The sequence below is a fragment of the Pseudomonas sp. P108 genome (genome assembly GCF_032613195.1).
GTDB lineage: Bacteria > Pseudomonadota > Gammaproteobacteria > Pseudomonadales > Pseudomonadaceae > Aquipseudomonas.
On the sequence record NZ_CP126691.1, the window covers coordinates 305,114 to 321,992 of the forward strand.

The 16,879-nt window shown below is 60.5% G+C and carries 15 protein-coding genes and 1 pseudogene; 7 read left to right on the plus strand and 9 right to left on the minus strand.

Annotated features, from left to right (window positions below; genetic code table 11):
* Positions 1 to 2 precede the first annotated feature (2 nt).
* Entirely contained in the window at positions 3 to 278 is a 276-nt protein-coding gene (locus QOM10_RS01315; RefSeq protein ID WP_007917948.1) for a hypothetical protein, read from the minus strand.
* 303 nt (positions 279 to 581) lie between these two features.
* Between QOM10_RS01315 and QOM10_RS01320 the strand changes: the two genes are divergently transcribed.
* The 4 genes from QOM10_RS01320 (at position 582) to QOM10_RS01335 (ending at position 5,134) form a co-directional block, all read left to right on the plus strand.
* Positions 582 to 1,085, plus strand: coding sequence for a polysaccharide deacetylase (locus QOM10_RS01320; RefSeq protein ID WP_127925451.1), 504 nt, complete (start codon positions 582 to 584; stop codon positions 1,083 to 1,085).
* Between the two features lie 180 nt (positions 1,086 to 1,265).
* On the plus strand, positions 1,266 to 3,200 hold the full coding sequence (locus QOM10_RS01325) for an ATP-dependent DNA helicase RecQ (RefSeq protein ID WP_316917456.1): 1,935 nt from the start codon (positions 1,266 to 1,268) through the stop codon (positions 3,198 to 3,200).
* Positions 3,201 to 3,332: 132 nt separating this feature from the next.
* Positions 3,333 to 4,559, plus strand: coding sequence for a 3-hydroxyacyl-CoA dehydrogenase (locus QOM10_RS01330; RefSeq protein WP_316917457.1), 1,227 nt, complete (start codon positions 3,333 to 3,335; stop codon positions 4,557 to 4,559).
* 143 nt (positions 4,560 to 4,702) lie between these two features.
* Positions 4,703 to 5,134: a thioesterase family protein gene (locus tag QOM10_RS01335; RefSeq protein ID WP_316917458.1), complete on the plus strand. Its 432-nt coding sequence runs from the start codon at positions 4,703 to 4,705 to the stop codon at positions 5,132 to 5,134.
* Between the two features lie 67 nt (positions 5,135 to 5,201).
* On the opposite strand, the gene QOM10_RS01340 is transcribed toward QOM10_RS01335, so the two are convergent.
* The 4 genes and pseudogenes from QOM10_RS01340 to QOM10_RS01355 form a co-directional block, all read right to left on the minus strand.
* Entirely contained in the window at positions 5,202 to 5,684 is a 483-nt protein-coding gene (locus tag QOM10_RS01340) for a glycine zipper domain-containing protein (protein WP_095120808.1), read from the minus strand.
* Between the two features lie 328 nt (positions 5,685 to 6,012).
* A pseudogene (locus QOM10_RS01345) lies at positions 6,013 to 8,359 on the minus strand (FdhF/YdeP family oxidoreductase).
* Positions 8,356 to 9,195, minus strand: a complete 840-nt coding sequence (fdhD, locus tag QOM10_RS01350; RefSeq protein WP_127925455.1) for a formate dehydrogenase accessory sulfurtransferase FdhD — start codon at positions 9,193 to 9,195, stop codon at positions 8,356 to 8,358. The pseudogene QOM10_RS01345 and the gene fdhD overlap by 4 nt, the downstream one beginning before the upstream one ends.
* Before the next feature lie 92 nt (positions 9,196 to 9,287).
* The gene (locus QOM10_RS01355; protein ID WP_160037856.1) at positions 9,288 to 10,175 is read right to left on the minus strand and encodes a LysR family transcriptional regulator; all 888 of its coding nucleotides are present in this window, start codon (positions 10,173 to 10,175) and stop codon (positions 9,288 to 9,290) included.
* A 138-nt stretch (positions 10,176 to 10,313) separates the two neighbouring features.
* Between QOM10_RS01355 and lysM the strand changes: the two genes are divergently transcribed.
* On the plus strand, positions 10,314 to 10,754 hold the full coding sequence (gene lysM / locus QOM10_RS01360; RefSeq protein WP_160037858.1) for a peptidoglycan-binding protein LysM: 441 nt from the start codon (positions 10,314 to 10,316) through the stop codon (positions 10,752 to 10,754).
* A 94-nt stretch (positions 10,755 to 10,848) separates the two neighbouring features.
* Here lysM and yrfG read toward each other — a convergent pair whose 3' ends face one another.
* Positions 10,849 to 11,511, minus strand: a complete 663-nt coding sequence (gene yrfG, locus QOM10_RS01365) for a GMP/IMP nucleotidase (RefSeq protein ID WP_127925457.1) — start codon at positions 11,509 to 11,511, stop codon at positions 10,849 to 10,851.
* A gap of 88 nt (positions 11,512 to 11,599) precedes the next feature.
* Between yrfG and nudE the strand changes: the two genes are divergently transcribed.
* Positions 11,600 to 12,166 (plus strand): ADP compounds hydrolase NudE, encoded by a 567-nt coding sequence (gene nudE, locus QOM10_RS01370; protein ID WP_034151897.1) that lies wholly within the window; start codon positions 11,600 to 11,602, stop codon positions 12,164 to 12,166.
* 11 nt (positions 12,167 to 12,177) lie between these two features.
* Positions 12,178 to 13,005 carry a 3'(2'),5'-bisphosphate nucleotidase CysQ gene (gene cysQ, locus QOM10_RS01375; RefSeq protein WP_316917459.1) on the plus strand — a complete coding sequence of 276 codons (828 nt, stop codon included), beginning with the start codon at positions 12,178 to 12,180 and terminating at the stop codon, positions 13,003 to 13,005.
* Positions 13,006 to 13,210: 205 nt separating this feature from the next.
* Here cysQ and QOM10_RS01380 read toward each other — a convergent pair whose 3' ends face one another.
* The 3 genes from QOM10_RS01380 to QOM10_RS01390 are packed head-to-tail and all read right to left on the minus strand — an operon-like array spanning position 13,211 to position 16,853.
* On the minus strand, positions 13,211 to 13,666 hold the full coding sequence (locus tag QOM10_RS01380) for a YiiD C-terminal domain-containing protein (protein WP_127925459.1): 456 nt from the start codon (positions 13,664 to 13,666) through the stop codon (positions 13,211 to 13,213).
* On the minus strand, positions 13,663 to 15,048 hold the full coding sequence (locus tag QOM10_RS01385) for a sigma-54-dependent transcriptional regulator (protein ID WP_127925460.1): 1,386 nt from the start codon (positions 15,046 to 15,048) through the stop codon (positions 13,663 to 13,665). The genes QOM10_RS01380 and QOM10_RS01385 overlap by 4 nt, the downstream gene beginning before the upstream one ends.
* Complete coding sequence (locus tag QOM10_RS01390; protein ID WP_150750196.1) at positions 15,045 to 16,853, minus strand: ATP-binding protein; 1,809 nt, start codon at positions 16,851 to 16,853, stop codon at positions 15,045 to 15,047. The genes QOM10_RS01385 and QOM10_RS01390 overlap by 4 nt, the downstream gene beginning before the upstream one ends.
* Positions 16,854 to 16,879 lie beyond the last annotated feature (26 nt).

The following is a 16,879-nucleotide window of genomic DNA, read 5'->3' on the forward strand; positions in this document are numbered from 1 at the left end:
GTTTAGTTGTATGTTGTTTGCGGTGGTTTTTGTTTGGCAACTTCAAGTAAGTCGCAGCCATCCTGTACCAGCAGATAAAGTGCATTGACGATGTTGGGAATATCTTTCACGTCAGCCTGTTTGAAACATAAGCAGTAGAGTGTTTCCAGCAAATCACCGGCCGCGCGCAGGCGCTGATCGGCGGCATTGATCAGGTCAGTCTGGCTGGAGTGGCTGTCGATAAGCAGCACCGGGTTTTCGCTGTAGCAAGTCTTGAGTGGGCGATAGCGGTTGATCATGGTGAGGCGTGTCCTGTTCGAAGGCGCTGGGGCGGGCCGGCAGAGTGTTTGCAGCCGCGCCGGCCACTATAGAAGGGCGTTTCTCTGTGGGACAAGACAGCCGCAATGGACAGTATTCGTAGGGGTTTTTCCGTGTTTTGAGGAAATGCCCTACGTGTTTTCGCAGCTTTTTCAGGCCAAAACCCTTAGGCGTAATAATTCCTACTTGTTTGTCAGGCGATTCGCGCTAAAGCGCTGTATCGTGCGCGCCAGAATCTGTAGGGCGTTTCCAAACGTCTGACACGCGCTTAAAGGGAATTAGGTATGCACTGGCTACGAATGGCCGCGATTTTATTGCTCGGGCTGAGCACCTGTCGTTTAACGATGGCCTCTGACGTTGGCAATGCATGGGTGCTGGATCGTCTCGATCGCACTGATTGGCCGGAAGCACTCATCAGCCAGGCGAGCATGGACACGGCGTCGCGCGGTGAAGTGTTGATGTTCGCCAAAGCGCTGTTGGCCAGCGAAGCACTGGATGAGGAAGGGCTTGAGCAGCGACTCGGTGTGCCGCACGTGCAACTGAAGTCCATTCGCCATGTGCGCGATGGGCTCTGGGAGGGGCTGCTGAGCACCTATCGCAATGCCAGTCAGAACTGTGATGAGCAACCGTTCTGCCCGCGTGTGCGCAGCGTCGCTGATCTGCGTCAGTTGGCGGCAGCGTTCACTGGCGACATCAGCCCGGCCCATGCGCTGTGGGCCAGCAAAAGCCAGGACGTGCATGAGCAGATGCTGAACGAGCAGTTGCGGGTGGCGGTTTTGCGTCCCTGAACTTCAGGATTTTGCGTTGTTCTGACCGGCCTCTTCGCGAGCAGGCTCGCTCCCACAGGGACCGTGGTGTTCAAGTAATCGCTGTATCATTCCGAATCGATTTGGCCCCGACCTTTTCTCGACTCGCTGCGATCGCCCGCTAGGCTGTTGGCATGGCAGCAGTCAATGGAGTGACAGCGAATGCACAACACCCTGGAACAGGTTTTTGGTTTTCAACAGTTTCGACCCGGTCAAGAAACCGCGATCAGCGCGGTACTGGCCGGGCGTTCGGCGGCGGCGATTTTTCCCACCGGTTCCGGCAAGTCGATTTGTTATCAATTGCCGGCGCTGATGCTGCCGCACCTGACGCTGGTAGTCTCGCCGTTGCTGGCGCTGATGCAGGATCAGTTGGCCTTCTTGCAGCGACACGGTATCTCGGCAGGTAGCATCGACTCGGCGCAGAGCCGCGATGACGCCAATGACGTGATGGCCCGCGCCCGTTCGGGTGAGTTGAAGATTCTGATGATCTCGGTTGAGCGTTTGAAGAACGAGCGCTTCCGCAACTTTTTGCAGCAGGTGCCGATCTCGCTGCTGGTGGTGGACGAGGCGCATTGCATCTCGGAATGGGGCCACAATTTCCGCCCCGATTACCTCAAGCTGCCGGACTATCAGCGCCAGTTCAACATCCCGCAGACCTTGCTGCTGACGGCCACGGCAACGCCGAAAGTCATCGCCGACATGCAGGCCAAATTCGCTATCGCCGCTGATGATGTGGTGACCACCGGCTTCTACCGGCCCAATCTCAATCTGCTGGTGGAACCGGTGCGTGGTCAGGACAAGCGTCGGCGTCTGGTGGAGTGGATGAGCGAGCGTGCGGGGCAGCCGAGTATCGTTTACGTGACCTTGCAGAAAACCGCCGAGCACATCGCCGAACACCTTGAGCGCAACGGCATTCAGGCTGAGGCGTATCACGCTGGCTTAGCCCATGACAAACGCGAAGCGATCCAGAAACGTTTCATGGCCGGGCAGTCCAATTGCATCGTCGCGACCATCGCTTTCGGCATGGGCATAGACAAGAGTGACATCCGCAATGTGGTGCACTTCGACCTGCCCAAATCCATCGAGAACTACAGTCAGGAAATCGGCCGCGCCGGGCGTGACGGGCAGTCGTCGGACTGTCTGGTTCTGGCCAATCGCGACAGCCTCAATGTGCTGGAAAACTTCGTCTACGGTGATACGCCGGAGCGCGATGGCATTCGCTATGTACTCGATGAACTGAAGGCCTCGGCGCCGGAAGGGCAGTGGGAGTTTCTGCTCGGGCCATTGGCGGATCAGAGCAATATTCGCTCACTGCCGCTGAAAACATTGCTGGTGCAACTGGAGCTGCGCGGTTTGATCGCGCCGCGCTATGCCTACTACGCCGAATACCGTTTCAAATACCTGTTGGAACCCGAAGCGCTGCTTGAGCGTTTCGACGGTGAGCGCAGGGATTTCGTTGCAGCGATCATTCAGACCTCGGCGCGCGCGCGCACTTGGGCCACGGTGAATTTCGAGGCGATGTACTCGCAGTATTCCGCCGAGCGCAATCGAGTGGTGAAGGCGCTCGATTACTTTCAGGAAAAGGGCTGGGTCGAGCTGGAAAGCAAGCAGATGACCGAGGTCTACAGTCTGCTGCAAAGCGACTTTGACAGCGATGCCCTGAGCGTCGAGCTGCATGAATATTTCACCCGGCATGAGCAGGCGGAAGTGGCGCGCATCCACACGATGCTTGAAGTGTTCGCCACCGAACGCTGCCTGGGGTATCGCCTGGCGGAGTATTTCGGTGATCACAATGCACCTCAGCAGTGTGGGCATTGTTCGGTGTGTCATGGCCAGGTGGCGCGATTGCCGGCGCCGCCGGAGTTGCCAGCGCTTGTGGATAAAAATTTTGCGGCGTTGTGTGGTGACTTTATCCACAGGCATGAGCAGCACACTGGGGTGATTCCGACGGCGGAGCGGCTGACGCGGTTTCTGTGCGGGATCAGCGTGCCGTTGTTCACCAAGCTCAAGGCGCGGGCGATTCCCGGGTTTGCCGCATTGGAAGAGTATCCCTATGCCGAAGTCCGGAACTGGGCTGACGATCATTTGCTCGGTTGAACATAAATCCTGTGGGAGTCAGGGCGCCTGTATCCATCCGCTGAATGTCGATCATCACGGTAATAAACTTCAAAAACCGTCGTTGGCTGACTATCGTGAGACCAGTCTTTGGATCGCCAACAAGAGAACAACATGAGCCAGACATCCTTCAATATTCAGCAGGCCGCCGTGATCGGTGCGGGGACCATGGGCCGTGGCATTGTCATGTGCCTGGCCAATGCCGGTGTGAGCGTGCAGTGGGTGGATAACAATCCACAGATGCTTGAGCAGGCGCTCGCCACCGTGGCCGAGACTTATGCACACAACGTGCGCCAGGGCCGGATTGATCAGGCCGAGGCGGATGCACGTATCGCGCGGGTCTGTGCGGCGGCGGATTACGCGGCGATTCGCAATGTCGATCTGGTGATCGAGGCGGTGTACGAAAATCTTGAGCTGAAGCAGAAGATCTTTCGTGAACTCGATGGCTTGCTCAAGCCCGAGGCGCTGTTGGCGAGTAATACCTCGGCGCTGGATATCGATGCGATTGCCGCGGCGACCCGGCGCCCGGAGCAAGTGCTGGGCCTGCATTTCTTCAGCCCGGCGCACATCATGAAACTGCTGGAGATCGTGCGCGGCGCGCAGACTTCACCATCAGCGCTGGACGCCGCACTGGCGCTGGGCCAACGCATGGGCAAGGTCAGCGTGGTGTCGGGCAATTGCCACGGGTTTATCGGCAATCGGATGTTGCATCCGTATGTGCTGGAGGCGCGCAAGATGTTGCTTGAAGGCGCTTATCCACAGCAGGTCGACGCGGCGCTGCAAGGTTTTGGTTTTGCCATGGGGCCGTTTCGCATGTACGACGTGGTCGGCATCGATCTGGAGTGGCGTGCACGCGAGCTGGCCGGCAAGGGCCAGGATGCGCCGGAGGTTCAGGTGGATAACCGCTTGTGCGAGATGGGCCGGTTTGGCCAGAAGTCCGGCAATGGCTATTACCATTACGAGCCGGGCAGTCGACAGGCGGAACACGATCCTGAGGTCGATGCGCTGGTGTTGCAGGTCAGCGAAGGGTTGGGTTTCCAGCGCCGTGAGATCGGTCCAGAGGAGATTCTGGAGCGTTGCCTGCTGGCATTGGTCAACGAGGGTGCGAAGATTTTGCAGGAGGGCATTGCCGAGTCGGCACACGACATCGATCTGGTGTATCTGAACGGCTACGGCTTCCCGGCGGACAAGGGCGGGCCGATGGCGTGGGCGGATCAGCAAGGGCTGGCGGACATTCATAAGCGTTTGCTGGCGCTGGAGACGCGCCAGGGCGATCAGTGGAAACCGGCGCGGTTGATTGGAGAGTTGGCGGCGCAGGGTAAGGGGTTTGCAGATCGTTAAGTTTGGCGGCGGTGCTGACGCCTTCGCGAGCAGGCTCGCTCCCACAGGAGAGCGCATTTCAAATGTGGGAGCGAGCCTGCTCGCGAAGGGTGCGGCGCGATTTTGAATTAGACTCGCCCATTAACTTCAGGGATTGTTGAGCAATGTCCAACCCGATGCCACAACGCGCCGACTACCCGCACTTCCAGCCCATCACCACGCGCTGGCACGACAACGACGCCTACGGTCACGTCAACAACGTCACCTACTACAGCTTCTTCGACACGGCGGTGAACACTTACCTGATTCAGGTCGGTGGTCTGGATATCCATGACGGTGAGGTGGTGGGGTTTGTGGTCAGTTCGGCGTGTGATTACTTCGCTTCGATCGCCTTTCCGGATCTGATCGAGATTGGTCTGCGGGTCGGCAAGCTGGGCAACAGTTCGGTGCAATACGAATTGGCGGTGTTCAAGGTCGGTGAAAGCGAGGCGTGTGCGGCCGGGCGCTTCGTGCATGTATTCGTCGATCGGGCGAGCAATCAGCCAGTGCCGATTCCTGCCGAACTGCGGCAGGCACTGGAATACCTGGTGGTGTAAACGGCAAAAAAAATCGCAGCCCTTGGGCTGCGATTTTGCTTTACCGGCCAGCGAGGTGTTTGAGGCCTCAGTCGCGATGGTACTTGTGATGTTTGCGGTGGCCGTAAGCGTGGCCGCGGCCTGGATGACGGTCGCGGTAATAACCACGGTCACGGTCACGACCGCGATCGTAATGACGATCATCGTCATCGCTTTTGTTACCCATGTAGTTACCCAGCGCGCCACCGGCGCCGCCACCTGCTGCGGAGCCGATCAGGCTGCCGGTGGTGCCGCCCATGCTGCGGCCAACCACGTTACCGCCGGCCGCGCCCAGCGCACCACCGATGGCGGCTTCGCCACGGCTGCGCTTGTCGGCGCCGACCGCACTACCACCCGCGCCGCCCAGGGCTGCGCCGATGGTGGAACCTGTATTGCCGCCTAAGGACTGACCGACGACCGAGCCAAGAACCCCGCCCAATGCGCCGCCCACACCTGCTTCGGTGGTGCCGCCTGCGGAAGCAAAACCACTGACCAGGCCAAGGGACAACAAGAGAATCGAGGAGAACTTCATAGATGAGCCTCAAAGGGATGACGGCGCCGATCCTGAGGCTCTGAACTGGGCGTGACAATCGAAATCCGACGAATAACACGACTTGTATACAATTTTGCAAGTTGCTGTTTTTTCACCGGAACTTAACCGGTTTTCGCCGGTCTTTAGCTACTTCGGACAGGCCGTTTTTGTGAAAAAGCGGCCTTTTTTGTGGGCGGTTGAAAAGTGCTAGCCGGAAGAAGTGTATTGAATGTCCCACCGCCTTCGCGAGCAAGCTCGCTCCCACATTTGAACTGCATTCCAATGTGGGAGCGAGCTTGCTCGCGAATAGGCCGGTACTGACACCGCTTTAAGCGGATTTGGCCATGATCAACCCAGTCTCACTCGCCGCTTCCAGCCGAATCGCAATGAACTTCGACGTTGGCGTATGGCTGCCATCCCCAGTGCTCTCCAGCGGCACCAACGGATTCACTTCCGGGTAATAAGCCGCCGCTTGGCCCGCTGGAATATCAAACGCCAGCAAGGTGAAGCCCTTCACCCGACGCTCACGACCATCGTCCCATATCGAAACAATGTCAGCCTTTTGTCCCGGCCGGAAGCCCAGACGAATGATGTCGGCCTCATTGGCAAACAGCACATCACGCTGGCCTTTCACCCCGCGATAACGGTCGTCGAGGCCATAAATCGTCGTGTTGTACTGATCGTGAGAGCGCATCGATTGCAGGATCAGATCCGGCAATTGTCCGGTCGCGCGGGTGCGTTCGTGCACCAGATCCTTGGGCAGCATGTTCGCGCGGAAATTGGCCCGGCCCGACGGCGTGTTCCACTTGCGTGCGCCGGCGCTGTTGCCGAGGTAGAACCCGCCCGGGTTCTTGATCTTCTCGTTGAATTCTTTGAAGTTGGGAATGGTGTCGGCGATCAGTTCGCGGATGCGCCCGTAGTCGGCCACCAACCAGTTCCAGTCCACCGGTTTACTGCCCAGTGTGGCGGCAGCGATGCCGGCAATGATCGACGGTTCGGAGCGCATCTGGTTCGACAGCGGCTGCAACTGACCGTTGGAGGCGTGAACCATGCTGAACGAGTCTTCCACGGTGACCGCTTGCGGGCCTTCGGTCTGAATGTCGATGTCGGTCCGCCCGAGGCACGGCAGGATCAGCGCGTCTTTACCGTGCGCCAGGTGGCTGCGGTTGAGCTTGGTGCTGATCTGCACGGTGAGGTCGCAATTGCTCAGGGCTTCGAACGTGCGCGGGCTGTCCGGCGTGGCTTGGGCGAAGTTGCCGCCCAGACCGATAAAGACTTTGGCGCGTCCCTCGGCCATCGCATGGATCGCCTCGACCACGTTATGGCCATTATGACGCGGCACTTTGAACTGGAAGCGTCGTTCCAGCGAATCAAGGAACGCCACCGGCGGACGCTCGTTGATGCCCATCGTGCGGTCGCCCTGCACGTTACTGTGGCCGCGCACCGGGCACAGACCAGCACCGGGTTTACCGATGTTGCCGCGCAGCAGCATCAGGTTGGCGATTTCCTGGATGGTCGGCACCGAATGGCGATGCTGGGTGATGCCCATCGCCCAGCACATGATCACGTTCTTGCCTTTGGCGTACATGCGCGCGGCTTGTTCGATCTCGACCAGGGTCAGGCCGGATTGCTCGACGATCTGTTCCCACGGCGTGTCATCGACCACGCCGAGATACTCCAGCACGTTAGCGCTGTGGGCATTGAGGAAGTCATGATCGAACACAGCAGGTTCGCCAGCCTTCTGCGCATCGCGCTCCCATTGCAGAAGGAACTTGGCCATGCCGCGCAGCAGCGCCATGTCGCCACCGAGGGCCGGACGGAAATACGCGGTGTTGGTCGGTTTGTCGCCGTTGGTGAGCATTTCGATCGGGTGTTGCGGGTGCTGGAAACGTTCCAGGCCGCGCTCTTTCAACGGGTTGATGCACACCACTTGTGCGCCGCGCTTCACCGCTTCACGCAGCGGTTCGAGCATGCGTGGGTGGTTGGTCCCGGGGTTCTGGCCCCAGACGAAAATAGCGTCGGCGTGTTCGAAATCGTCAAAGGTCACGGTGCCTTTGCCGACACCGACACTTTGCGCCAACGCCACACCGCTGGCCTCGTGGCACATGTTCGAGCAGTCAGGGAAGTTGTTGGTGCCGTAGGCGCGCACGAACAGCTGATACAGATACGCCGCCTCGTTGCTGGCGCGACCCGAGGTGTAGAACTCGGCCAGATCCGGGCTCGGCAGACTTTGCAGGTGCTTGGCGATCAGGGTGTAGGCGTCGTCCCAACTGATCGGCTTGTAGCGATCGGTTTCGGCGTCGTAAACCATCGGCTCGGTCAGGCGACCCTGATACTCGAGCCAGTAGTCGCTCTGCTCCAGCAGCGAAGTGACGCTGTGTTTCGAAAAACTTGGCGTCGACACGGCGCTTGGTGGCTTCCCAGTTCACCGCTTTGGCGCCGTTCTCGCAGAACTTGACCATGCCGCTTTCCGGCGAATCGCCCCAGGCGCAACCGGGGCAGTCGAAACCGCCGTTCTGGTTGGTCTTGAGCATCATGCGCAGGTTTTTCAGGGCGTTGTCGCTGGTCAACCAGGCTTGGGCCACACTGATCAGGGCACCCCAGCCGCCGGCGGCACCTTTGTAAGGCTTGTAGCGCGGAACAGGTTTCTGGTCGGCTTGATGATGTTGGCTCACGCTTGATTCTCCATCGCGGGGCTATACACCCGCGGCGCACTTTTCTGCGGCAGGTGGATGAGATTGAGGTTGTGTCGACGGGCCCATTGCACGGCAAGGCCTGTGGGTGCGGACAGGCTGACCAGGGTCTGGATGCCGGCACGCAGGACTTTCTGGATCAATTCGAGACTGCAACGACTGGTGACAATCGCCAGGCCGCCTTCTGTGGATATCTTCTGGCGGATCAGCCCACCGATCAGTTTGTCCAGGGCGTTGTGCCGGCCGATGTCTTCGCGACCGAGCAGCAATTCGCCGCTGCCATTCATGAACACCGCCGCGTGCACCGCGCCGCAGTGCTGGCCGAGCGGCTGAAAAGCACCGATGCGCTGACGCAGACCGTCGAGCCATTCGATCGGTGGCAGCGGCGCGCCGGGCAGTACTTTCAAATCGGGCAATGCCTGCTCCACCGCTTCAACCCCGCACAATCCGCAACCGCTGGTGCCCGCCATTTGCCGGCGCTGTTGCTTGAGATTCCAGAACGCACGGTTGGCGATGGTCACTTGCGCGTATTGCGCAGATCCGGCCCCTGTCAGTTGCAGGTCATAGATGTCGGTGGCGTCTTCGATGATGCCGCTGCCGAGGCTGAAGCCGACGATGAAGTCTTCCAGGTCGGTCGGCGTCACCAGCATCACTGCCTGACTGATGCCGTTGTAGGCGATCGCCAACGCGACTTCCTCGGCCAGCGCAGTGCTGGTCGATTCCTCGCGGGGCAAATCGCTGTAACTGTACGTCTGGCTGGCGGCGGGCGCGGGCGTTTCGATTGCTGGCGCCGCGCAGGCTGGGCGCTTGGCGTTCATGGCATCACCGACGGTTTGATCAACGTTAAGACTAGGCGCGGCAACTTGTCGCGTCTAATCGCTACTGTCGATCTATCGATAGATGCCGTCGATCAAGCGTCGCCTGGCGATTGCTGATACAGCGCGAAACAGGCCTCGGCCAGCGCCGAGCGCGGGGCGCCGCGGCGCATGATCAGGCCCAGCGGGGCGAGGGTTTGCGCGTCTTCGATGGGTTGCAGGCGCAGGTGGTCGGTGAGTTTTTCCAGACCGCCGTCGAGCGGCATGATCGCGCAGCAAAAGCCGCCGTGTACTGCTTGTAACAATTGATGCACGGCGTCGGTTTGCAGCAACGGTTGCGGGGTCAGGCCACGGCTGTGGAAGTTGTGGTCGATGGACTGGCGAAAGTGCATGCCGCTGGTGAGCATGCCCAGCGGCAGTTCGATCAGCGATTCCCAGCTCAAGGGGGCGTCGCCAAAGGTGAAAGAGCGTTGGTCGTAGAGCAGGCCCATGCGCGTTTCGCTAAAGGCCAGGGACTCGAAGCGTTCGTTGTCCAGACGATCGAGATAGGACACGCCGAGGTCGATGCGGTTGTTCGCCAGGTGTTCGAGGATCTGTTCAGAACTCAGCGCCGACATTTCGAAACGCAGGTTCGGGTGTGCGGCATGCAGGCGTTGCATCAACGGCAACGGATCGAAACTCGACAGCGGCACCACGCCCAGTCGCAGCGTACCGATGAGGTTGCCGCGACACGCCGCCGCTTCCGCGTGCAAACCGTCATAAGCCGCCATCACCGAGCGCGCCCACGCCAGCACCCGCTCGCCCGGCGCGGTGAAGCCTTCGAAACGCTGGCCACGGTTGACCAGCGGCAGGTCGAGCTCTTCTTCGAGGCTGCGCAGGCGCATCGACAGGGTGGGTTGGGTGATGTGGCACCGCGCGGCGGCCTGGCCGAAGTGGCGGGTTTCGTCGAGGGCGATGAGGAATTTCAGCTGCTTGATGTCCATCTTCGCTCCGGGCGCTGGCAGGGGTGGGCGATTCTACCGCTTGCGCGGTGGCAGGGTCATTGGTCGGCTTGGAACCGGGTTTGTCTGCGGTGGTCTAGGCTTGGACGACTGACCCTTTATTCCATGGAGAGAACCACGATGAGTCTTTTAAGTTTTGTAAAAGAAGCCGGTGAAAAGCTGCTCGATCTGCTGACCCCGGGTAACGCCAATGCCAGTGAGCAGTTGAAGGAACACATCAGCAAGGTCGGCCTGGGCAATCCGAATGTGCAGGCAACGGTGGACGGCGACAAAGTGACCGTTACCGGTGAAGTCGCGAGTCAGGAAGAGAAAGAAAAGATTTTGCTGGCGGTGGGCAATATTGTCGGGGTTGGCAGCGTGGATGATCAGATCACCGTGACCGGTCCGGTGGTGGCTGCAGCAAAATTTGTCGTGGTGAAAAAAGGCGACACCCTCAGCGCGATTTCCCTCGCTGTGTATGGCAACGCCAACCAGTACAACAAGATCTTCGAGGCCAACAAGCCGCTGCTGTCGCATCCGGACAAGATCTATCCGGGGCAGACGCTGCGTATTCCTGAGTAACACGTCGTAACGCCACTAGAAGCAGGCTCGCTCCCACATTGGATCGCATTCCAAATGTGGGAGCGAGCCTGCTCGCGAATGGGCCAACTCGGTATCAAAGCCCTGCAATCAAACTGCGGTAATCCTCAACCGCCGCAAACTCAGCCGTGTCCTTCGGCCCCTTGCGGCTGTCCGGCTCTTTCACCGCCAGCAAATGTGCCACGCCAAAATCCCGCGCACTGCGCAGAATCGGCAAGGTATCGTCGATGAACAGACTGCGCGCCGGATCAAAGCCGATGTCCGCCTGCAAGGCATCCCAAAACTGCGGGTTTTCCTTGGGATAACCATAATCGTGGGAGCTGATCAGCCGTTCGAAATACGGCGCTAGCTCAATCCGCTCAAGCTTCAGCGACAGTGAGTCGCGGTGCGCGTTGGTGATCATGATCACCCGTTTGCCGGCGCGTTTGATCGCCGCCAGAAAGGTATCGGCATCCGGTCGCAAGGCAATCAGATGCGCAGTTTCCAGCTTCAATTCCCGCACCGACAACTTCAGCTCGGCACTCCAGAAATCCAGGCAATACCACTGCAACTGACCGGCATGGCGTTCGAACAGCGGCTGCAATTCCATCTCGGCCATGGCCCGGCTGACCCCGTGCAGTTCGGCGTAGCGCTGGGGCAGGTGTTCCAGCCAGAAGTGATTGTCGAAGTGCAGATCCAGCAGCGTGCCGTCCATGTCGAGCAGAACGGTATCGATGTCGGACCACGGTAATGAAGGCATGGCAACGTCTCGAGCGGTAGAAAGATATCCGACATAAACAATCGGGAAAGCCGCGTTATAGTAGCGCGTTCACGCCAAGGAGCTTTGCATGCGCCAGAAACCCACCGTACTTGCCCGCGAGATCGTCGCCACCAGTCGCCTGTTTTGCGTTGAAGAACTCAAACTGCGTTTTTCCAACGGCGTGGAACGCACGTATGAGCGTCTGGTCGGCAAAGGTGCGGGTTACGGCGCGGTCATGATTGTGGCGATGCTGGATGCCGAGCACGCGGTGTTGGTCGAAGAGTATTGTGGCGGCACCGACGAATACGAATTGTCCTTGCCCAAAGGTCTGATCGAACCGGGCGAGGATGTGTTGGCCGCAGCCGAGCGTGAGCTCAAGGAAGAGGCCGGTTTTGGCGCGCGGCAACTGGAACATCTGACCGAGCTGTCACTGTCGCCCGGTTACATGAGCCAGAAGATTCAGGTGGTCCTGGCGACTGATTTGTACGAGGAACGTCTCGAAGGCGACGAGCCTGAGCCGATGCGTGTCGACAAAGTGAACCTGCGCGAACTGTCGTCGCTGGCGCTCAATCCTCAGTTTTCCGAAGGCCGTGCATTGGCTGCACTGTATCTGACCCGCGATCTGCTGACCGAGCGCGGGTTCTTTCCAGCATGAGTGAGATATCGATGACGTTTCCCCACCCGTTGATGGCGCCGGTCGTTGAGCTGGCATTGCAGGCCGGCGAGGCGATTTTGCCATTCTGGCGCGCCGGCGTTGTAGTCACGGCCAAGTCCGATGACTCGCCCGTGACGGCGGCGGATCTGGCCGCGCACCACCTGATCCTCGCCGGGCTGACGGCGCTGGATCCGAGCATTCCGGTGTTGTCGGAAGAAGACGCCAACATCCCCCAGAGCGTGCGCGCTGGCTGGCAGCGTTGGTGGTTGGTGGATCCGCTGGATGGCACCAAGGAGTTCATCAGCGGCAGCGAAGAGTTCACCGTCAACATCGCGCTGATCGAAAATGGTCGGGTGGTGTTTGGCGTGGTGTCGATGCCGACCAACGGTCGTTTCTACGTCGGCGGCGCCGGGCTTGGGGCGTGGCGTTGCGACAAGGGCGGTACGCCGGTTGCGATTCAGGTGCGTGATGTGCCGGGGCCGGGAGAGGCGTTTACCGTGGTAGCCAGTCGTCGCCATTCGAGTCCCGAGCAGGAGCGCTTGCTGGCGGGGTTGAGTGCGAGCCTGGGTGAGTTGCAATTGGCGAACATTGGCAGCTCGCTGAAATTTTGTCTGCTGGCTGAGGGCACGGCGGATTGCTATCCGCGCCTGGCGCCGACCTCGCAGTGGGACACGGCGGCGGCGCAGGGTGTGCTCGAAGGGGCTGGCGGTGAAGTGCTGGATCTGCGCGGGGAAGCGTTCTGCTATCCGGCGCGGGAATCGCTGTTGAACGAGTTCTTTTTGGCGCTGCCGGCGAAGGCGGCGTGGCGGGAAAGGTTGTTGGCGTTGGCCCGGGGTTAAGTGGGCTGATCGGCAATCGCCCTCACCCCAGCCCTCTCCCCCAGGAGAGGGGGCCGACCGAGTTGTCTTGCATCACACATCGACCTGAAAGATTGGGTCGATTATGGATTCAGTGAAGCGCCTTCAGGTCGATGTACCTCTGAAGCATCCCCCAATCAGTCCCCTCTCCCTCTGGGAGAGGGCTAGGGTTAGGGGCTTTTGATCTTCAGCGGTGCAAAACGTACTGGCCGGTAAACCTCACGGCATCCTCATCGCTACCCGCATTGACGATCCGCGTATCGAGCGTCAACCGCGCCCGCCCATAACGCTGATACATCGCCAGAAACCTCTTCCACGCCTTCGCGTCAGGCGCCGGGCAAATCGCCGTGGCATCTCCGGTGACCGGAAGCGGATAACTGATCTGCCCTTCCTGAATCACAATGTGCCCGTCGGTGATTCCTTCCTCTTTCAGACGCAAATGCAACCAGCCCCAACCGGCCAGCACCGCGCCGCAGTAAAGACTGCCGCCGAACATGGTGCTTTTGTGATTGACGTTCGGATCGAGTGGCAGGTGCAGACTCAACTGCTGCTCATGCCAGTCGAGCACCTTCAGCCCCATGTCCCGTGTCAGCGGGATGTCGTGATGCAGGACCGACTCCAGATAGCGAGTGTCTGTGCTCATTCGTTCTCGTCCCCATGGCTGCTGTCGCCAAAGTTGAGGCCATGCTTGCGCAACTTGTCATGCAGGGTCTTGCGCGGAATGCCCAAGGCTTCGGCGAGGCTGCGTACGGAACTGTGAGCGCGTGCCAGTTCGGCAGCGATCAGTGATTTTTCGAAGTTTTCCACTTGCTCGCTGAGACCTCCGTTGATGACTTCGACCGTGGTGCTGCCACCGCTTTCGGCGCCAGCGTTATCCAGCGCCAGTTCCAGGCCGAGGGCGAAACGTTCGGCGGCATTCTGCAGTTCGCGCACGTTGCCCGGCCAGGTGTGACGCAGCAGCAAGGCGCGTTGTGCTGGTTGCAGCTCGTGGGGCGGCAGGCCGTGGCGGGCGCTGGCTTCATCGGCGTAATGCTGGAACAGCACCAATGCATCTTCGCCACGTTCGCGCAGCGGCGGAATGCGCAATGGCGCGACGTTGAGGCGGTAGTACAAGTCGGCGCGGAAGCGCCCCTGATCAGCGGCCTGACGCAGGTCTTCCTTGGTTGCGGCGATGACGCGGATGTCCAGCGGGATCAGTTGATTGCCGCCAAGACGTTCGACCACGCGCTCCTGCAACATGCGCAGCAACTTCACCTGCACGTCCATGCTCATGCTTTCGATTTCATCGAGAAACAGCGTGCCGCCATTGGCGAATTCGAACTTGCCGATCCGGCGCTTCTGCGCGCCGGTAAACGCGCCGGGTTCGTGGCCGAACAGTTCGCTTTCCACCACCGACTCGGCCAGTGCGCCGGCGTTGATCGCCACGAACGGGCCGTTACGGCGGCTGGATAAATCGTGCAGTGCGCGGGCGACCACTTCTTTGCCGGCGCCGGTTTCGCCGAGGATCAGCACATCAGCCTTGGTCGCGGCCAGCGCGCCGATCTGCTCACGCAGACGCAGCATCGGCGTTGAGTGGCCGACCAGCCGCGCACTCAATTCATTGCGGTCGCTGAGGGCCAGACGCAGGCTGCGGTTGTCCAGCACCAGTCGGCGCAGGGCCAGCGCGCGACGCACACTGTCGAGCAGCGCGTCGCTGGCGAAGGGTTTTTCGAGAAAGTCATAAGCGCCAGCGCGCATGGCCTGCACTGCCAGCGGTACGTCGCCGTGGCCGGTGATCAGCAGCACGGGCAGCTCGGGGTCTTGCGCGTGCAATTCGCTGAGCAATTCCAGGCCATCCATGCCCGGCATGCGAATGTCGCTGACCACCACGCCCGGCCAGTCACGCTCAAGCTGTGCGGCCAGACCCTTGGCTTCGGACAGCGGCAGAATTTTCAGGCCGGCCAGATCCAGGGTCTGACCGAGGGCCTGACGCAGGTGCGGATCGTCGTCGATCAACACCACCTGAATGCGATTGTCGATGGTCATGCACTTCGATCCTCGGACGGTTGCAGGCTGACCCCGGGCGCACCGGCGCGCAGCCGCAGGGTAATCAAGGCGCCGCCTTGCTTGTGGTTGGCGAACGACAGTTCTCCTCCGAAGGCGCGCATCAGCGTTTCGCAAATGGCCAGCCCCAGGCCAAGGCCCTGCGTACGAGTCTTGGTGGTGTAGAAGGGCTCGCTGGCGCGGCCGAGGGCTTCCATGCAAAACCCCGGGCCGTTGTCGCGAATGTACAGATTGACGCCCTCGGCGGTGGATTCGGCACTCAGCCACAGTTTGCGTGGCGGGCCTTTCTCGGTGAGGGCGTCGAGGGCGTTGGCAAGCAGATTGCCGAGCACCTGGCGCAGACGCGTTTCCCCGGCCTCGACCCACAGGGTGGCGGCGGGCAGGTCGCGGATCAGCTCGACTTCCATGCTCCGGCGCCGTTTTGCGAGCAAGGCCAGCGCATCGTCGAGCGCCGGTTGCAGGGCAACGCTTTCTGGCGCGTGGCGATCACGGCGGGCAAAGGCGCGCAGGTGGGCGATGATCGAGGCCATGCGTCCGGTCAGTTCGCTGATCAGTTTGAGGTTGCCGCGCGCATCGTCGGTGCGCTGATGATCGAGCAGCACTTCGGCGTTTTCCGCGTAGCTGCGGATCGCTGCCAGCGGCTGATTGAGTTCGTGGCTGATGCTCGCTGACATGGTCCCCAGCGCCGACAGCTTGCCGGCCTGGACCAGATCATCTTGGGCGCGCACCAGTTCTTGCTGGGCTTGCTCACGCTCCAGAACTTCTTCCTTCAAACGCCGGTTGAGGCCTTCGAGGTCGCTGGTGCGTTCCGCCACGCGACCTTCCAGTTCACGGCGTGCCTTGGCCTCGAACGCTATACGTTCCAGATAATGGCGGCGGCGCTGCATCATCAGGCCGAGCAGTAACATCACCACCAACAGCGTGGCGCCGCCGATGGCGACCACGGTGCGCACCGGGCGGTCGATCAGCGTGCGCGGGGCGAGAATGCTCACGCTCCAGCCGGTTTCGGCGATGTCGTGGGTCTGGATCAACCACGCAGTCGGGCTAAGATTCAGCGGCCGCGGCTCGCGAGTCGGGTAAGGCTGGATAGCGGTGATCGCTGAACGCTCACTGTCGCTCAAATCACGGGTCGAGCGAAAGCGCCATTCCGGGCGCGAGGTGAGGATGACCACGCCGTTGTGGTCGGTGACCAGCAGTTGTTCCGGAGTTTTGCCCCACAGGCTTTCGGTGTGGTCGAGGTCGACCTTGATCACCAGCACGCCGATGATTTTTTCGCCGTTGCGCACGGCGGCGGCGAAGAAATAACCACGCTTGGCCGACGTCGTGCCGAGGCCGAAGAAGCGTCCTAGGCGTCCGGCCATGGCTTCGCTGAAATACGGCCGGAACGAGAAATTGCGGCCGACGAAGCTGTCGTGTTTGTCCCAGTTCGACGCCGCCAGTGTCTGGCCGCTGGTGTCCATCAGGTACATGACTTCGGCGCCAGTCTGCGCGGCAATGTTCTTCAGCAGGCGATTGGCATTGCCTTGGGTGACGCCGTCGTCAGGCGCACCGAGTACCGAGCGCAGCGCCGGCAGGTCGCCGAGGATTTGCGGCAACACTTCATAGCGGTGCAGGGTGCCCAGCAGGTTGGCGACGTACAGGTCGAGGGTCTGGCGGTTCTGCCCGGCCAATTCGCTGCGGTAATAGCGTTCGGCGAGATGTTCCAGCGGCCACAACAGCGGCGCCAGACACAGGGCCAGCAGGGCAAGACTGCGCCAGCGAGGTCTGGGGGGAAGGGTTGGTTTCATAAGCCGGATGCGCCTGAGGTGACAGG

Excerpts from the sequence above, each read along its gene's own strand:
- QOM10_RS01390 (WP_150750196.1), bottom strand. The coding sequence starts at position 16,853 with ATGAAACCAACCCTTCCCCCCAGACCTCGCTGGCGCAGTCTTGCCCTG.
- QOM10_RS01380 (WP_127925459.1), bottom strand. The coding sequence starts at position 13,666 with ATGAGCACAGACACTCGCTATCTGGAGTCGGTCCTGCATCACGACATC.
- lysM (WP_160037858.1), top strand. The coding sequence starts at position 10,314 with ATGAGTCTTTTAAGTTTTGTAAAAGAAGCCGGTGAAAAGCTGCTCGAT.
- QOM10_RS01325 (WP_316917456.1), top strand. The coding sequence starts at position 1,266 with ATGCACAACACCCTGGAACAGGTTTTTGGTTTTCAACAGTTTCGACCC.
- QOM10_RS01335 (WP_316917458.1), top strand. The coding sequence starts at position 4,703 with ATGTCCAACCCGATGCCACAACGCGCCGACTACCCGCACTTCCAGCCC.
- QOM10_RS01320 (WP_127925451.1), top strand. The coding sequence starts at position 582 with ATGCACTGGCTACGAATGGCCGCGATTTTATTGCTCGGGCTGAGCACC.
- QOM10_RS01330 (WP_316917457.1), top strand. The coding sequence starts at position 3,333 with ATGAGCCAGACATCCTTCAATATTCAGCAGGCCGCCGTGATCGGTGCG.
- QOM10_RS01385 (WP_127925460.1), bottom strand. The coding sequence starts at position 15,048 with ATGACCATCGACAATCGCATTCAGGTGGTGTTGATCGACGACGATCCG.
- cysQ (WP_316917459.1), top strand. The coding sequence starts at position 12,178 with ATGACGTTTCCCCACCCGTTGATGGCGCCGGTCGTTGAGCTGGCATTG.
- fdhD (WP_127925455.1), bottom strand. The coding sequence starts at position 9,195 with ATGAACGCCAAGCGCCCAGCCTGCGCGGCGCCAGCAATCGAAACGCCC.
- QOM10_RS01340 (WP_095120808.1), bottom strand. The coding sequence starts at position 5,684 with ATGAAGTTCTCCTCGATTCTCTTGTTGTCCCTTGGCCTGGTCAGTGGT.
- yrfG (WP_127925457.1), bottom strand. The coding sequence starts at position 11,511 with ATGCCTTCATTACCGTGGTCCGACATCGATACCGTTCTGCTCGACATG.
- QOM10_RS01355 (WP_160037856.1), bottom strand. The coding sequence starts at position 10,175 with ATGGACATCAAGCAGCTGAAATTCCTCATCGCCCTCGACGAAACCCGC.
- nudE (WP_034151897.1), top strand. The coding sequence starts at position 11,600 with ATGCGCCAGAAACCCACCGTACTTGCCCGCGAGATCGTCGCCACCAGT.
- QOM10_RS01315 (WP_007917948.1), bottom strand. The coding sequence starts at position 278 with ATGATCAACCGCTATCGCCCACTCAAGACTTGCTACAGCGAAAACCCG.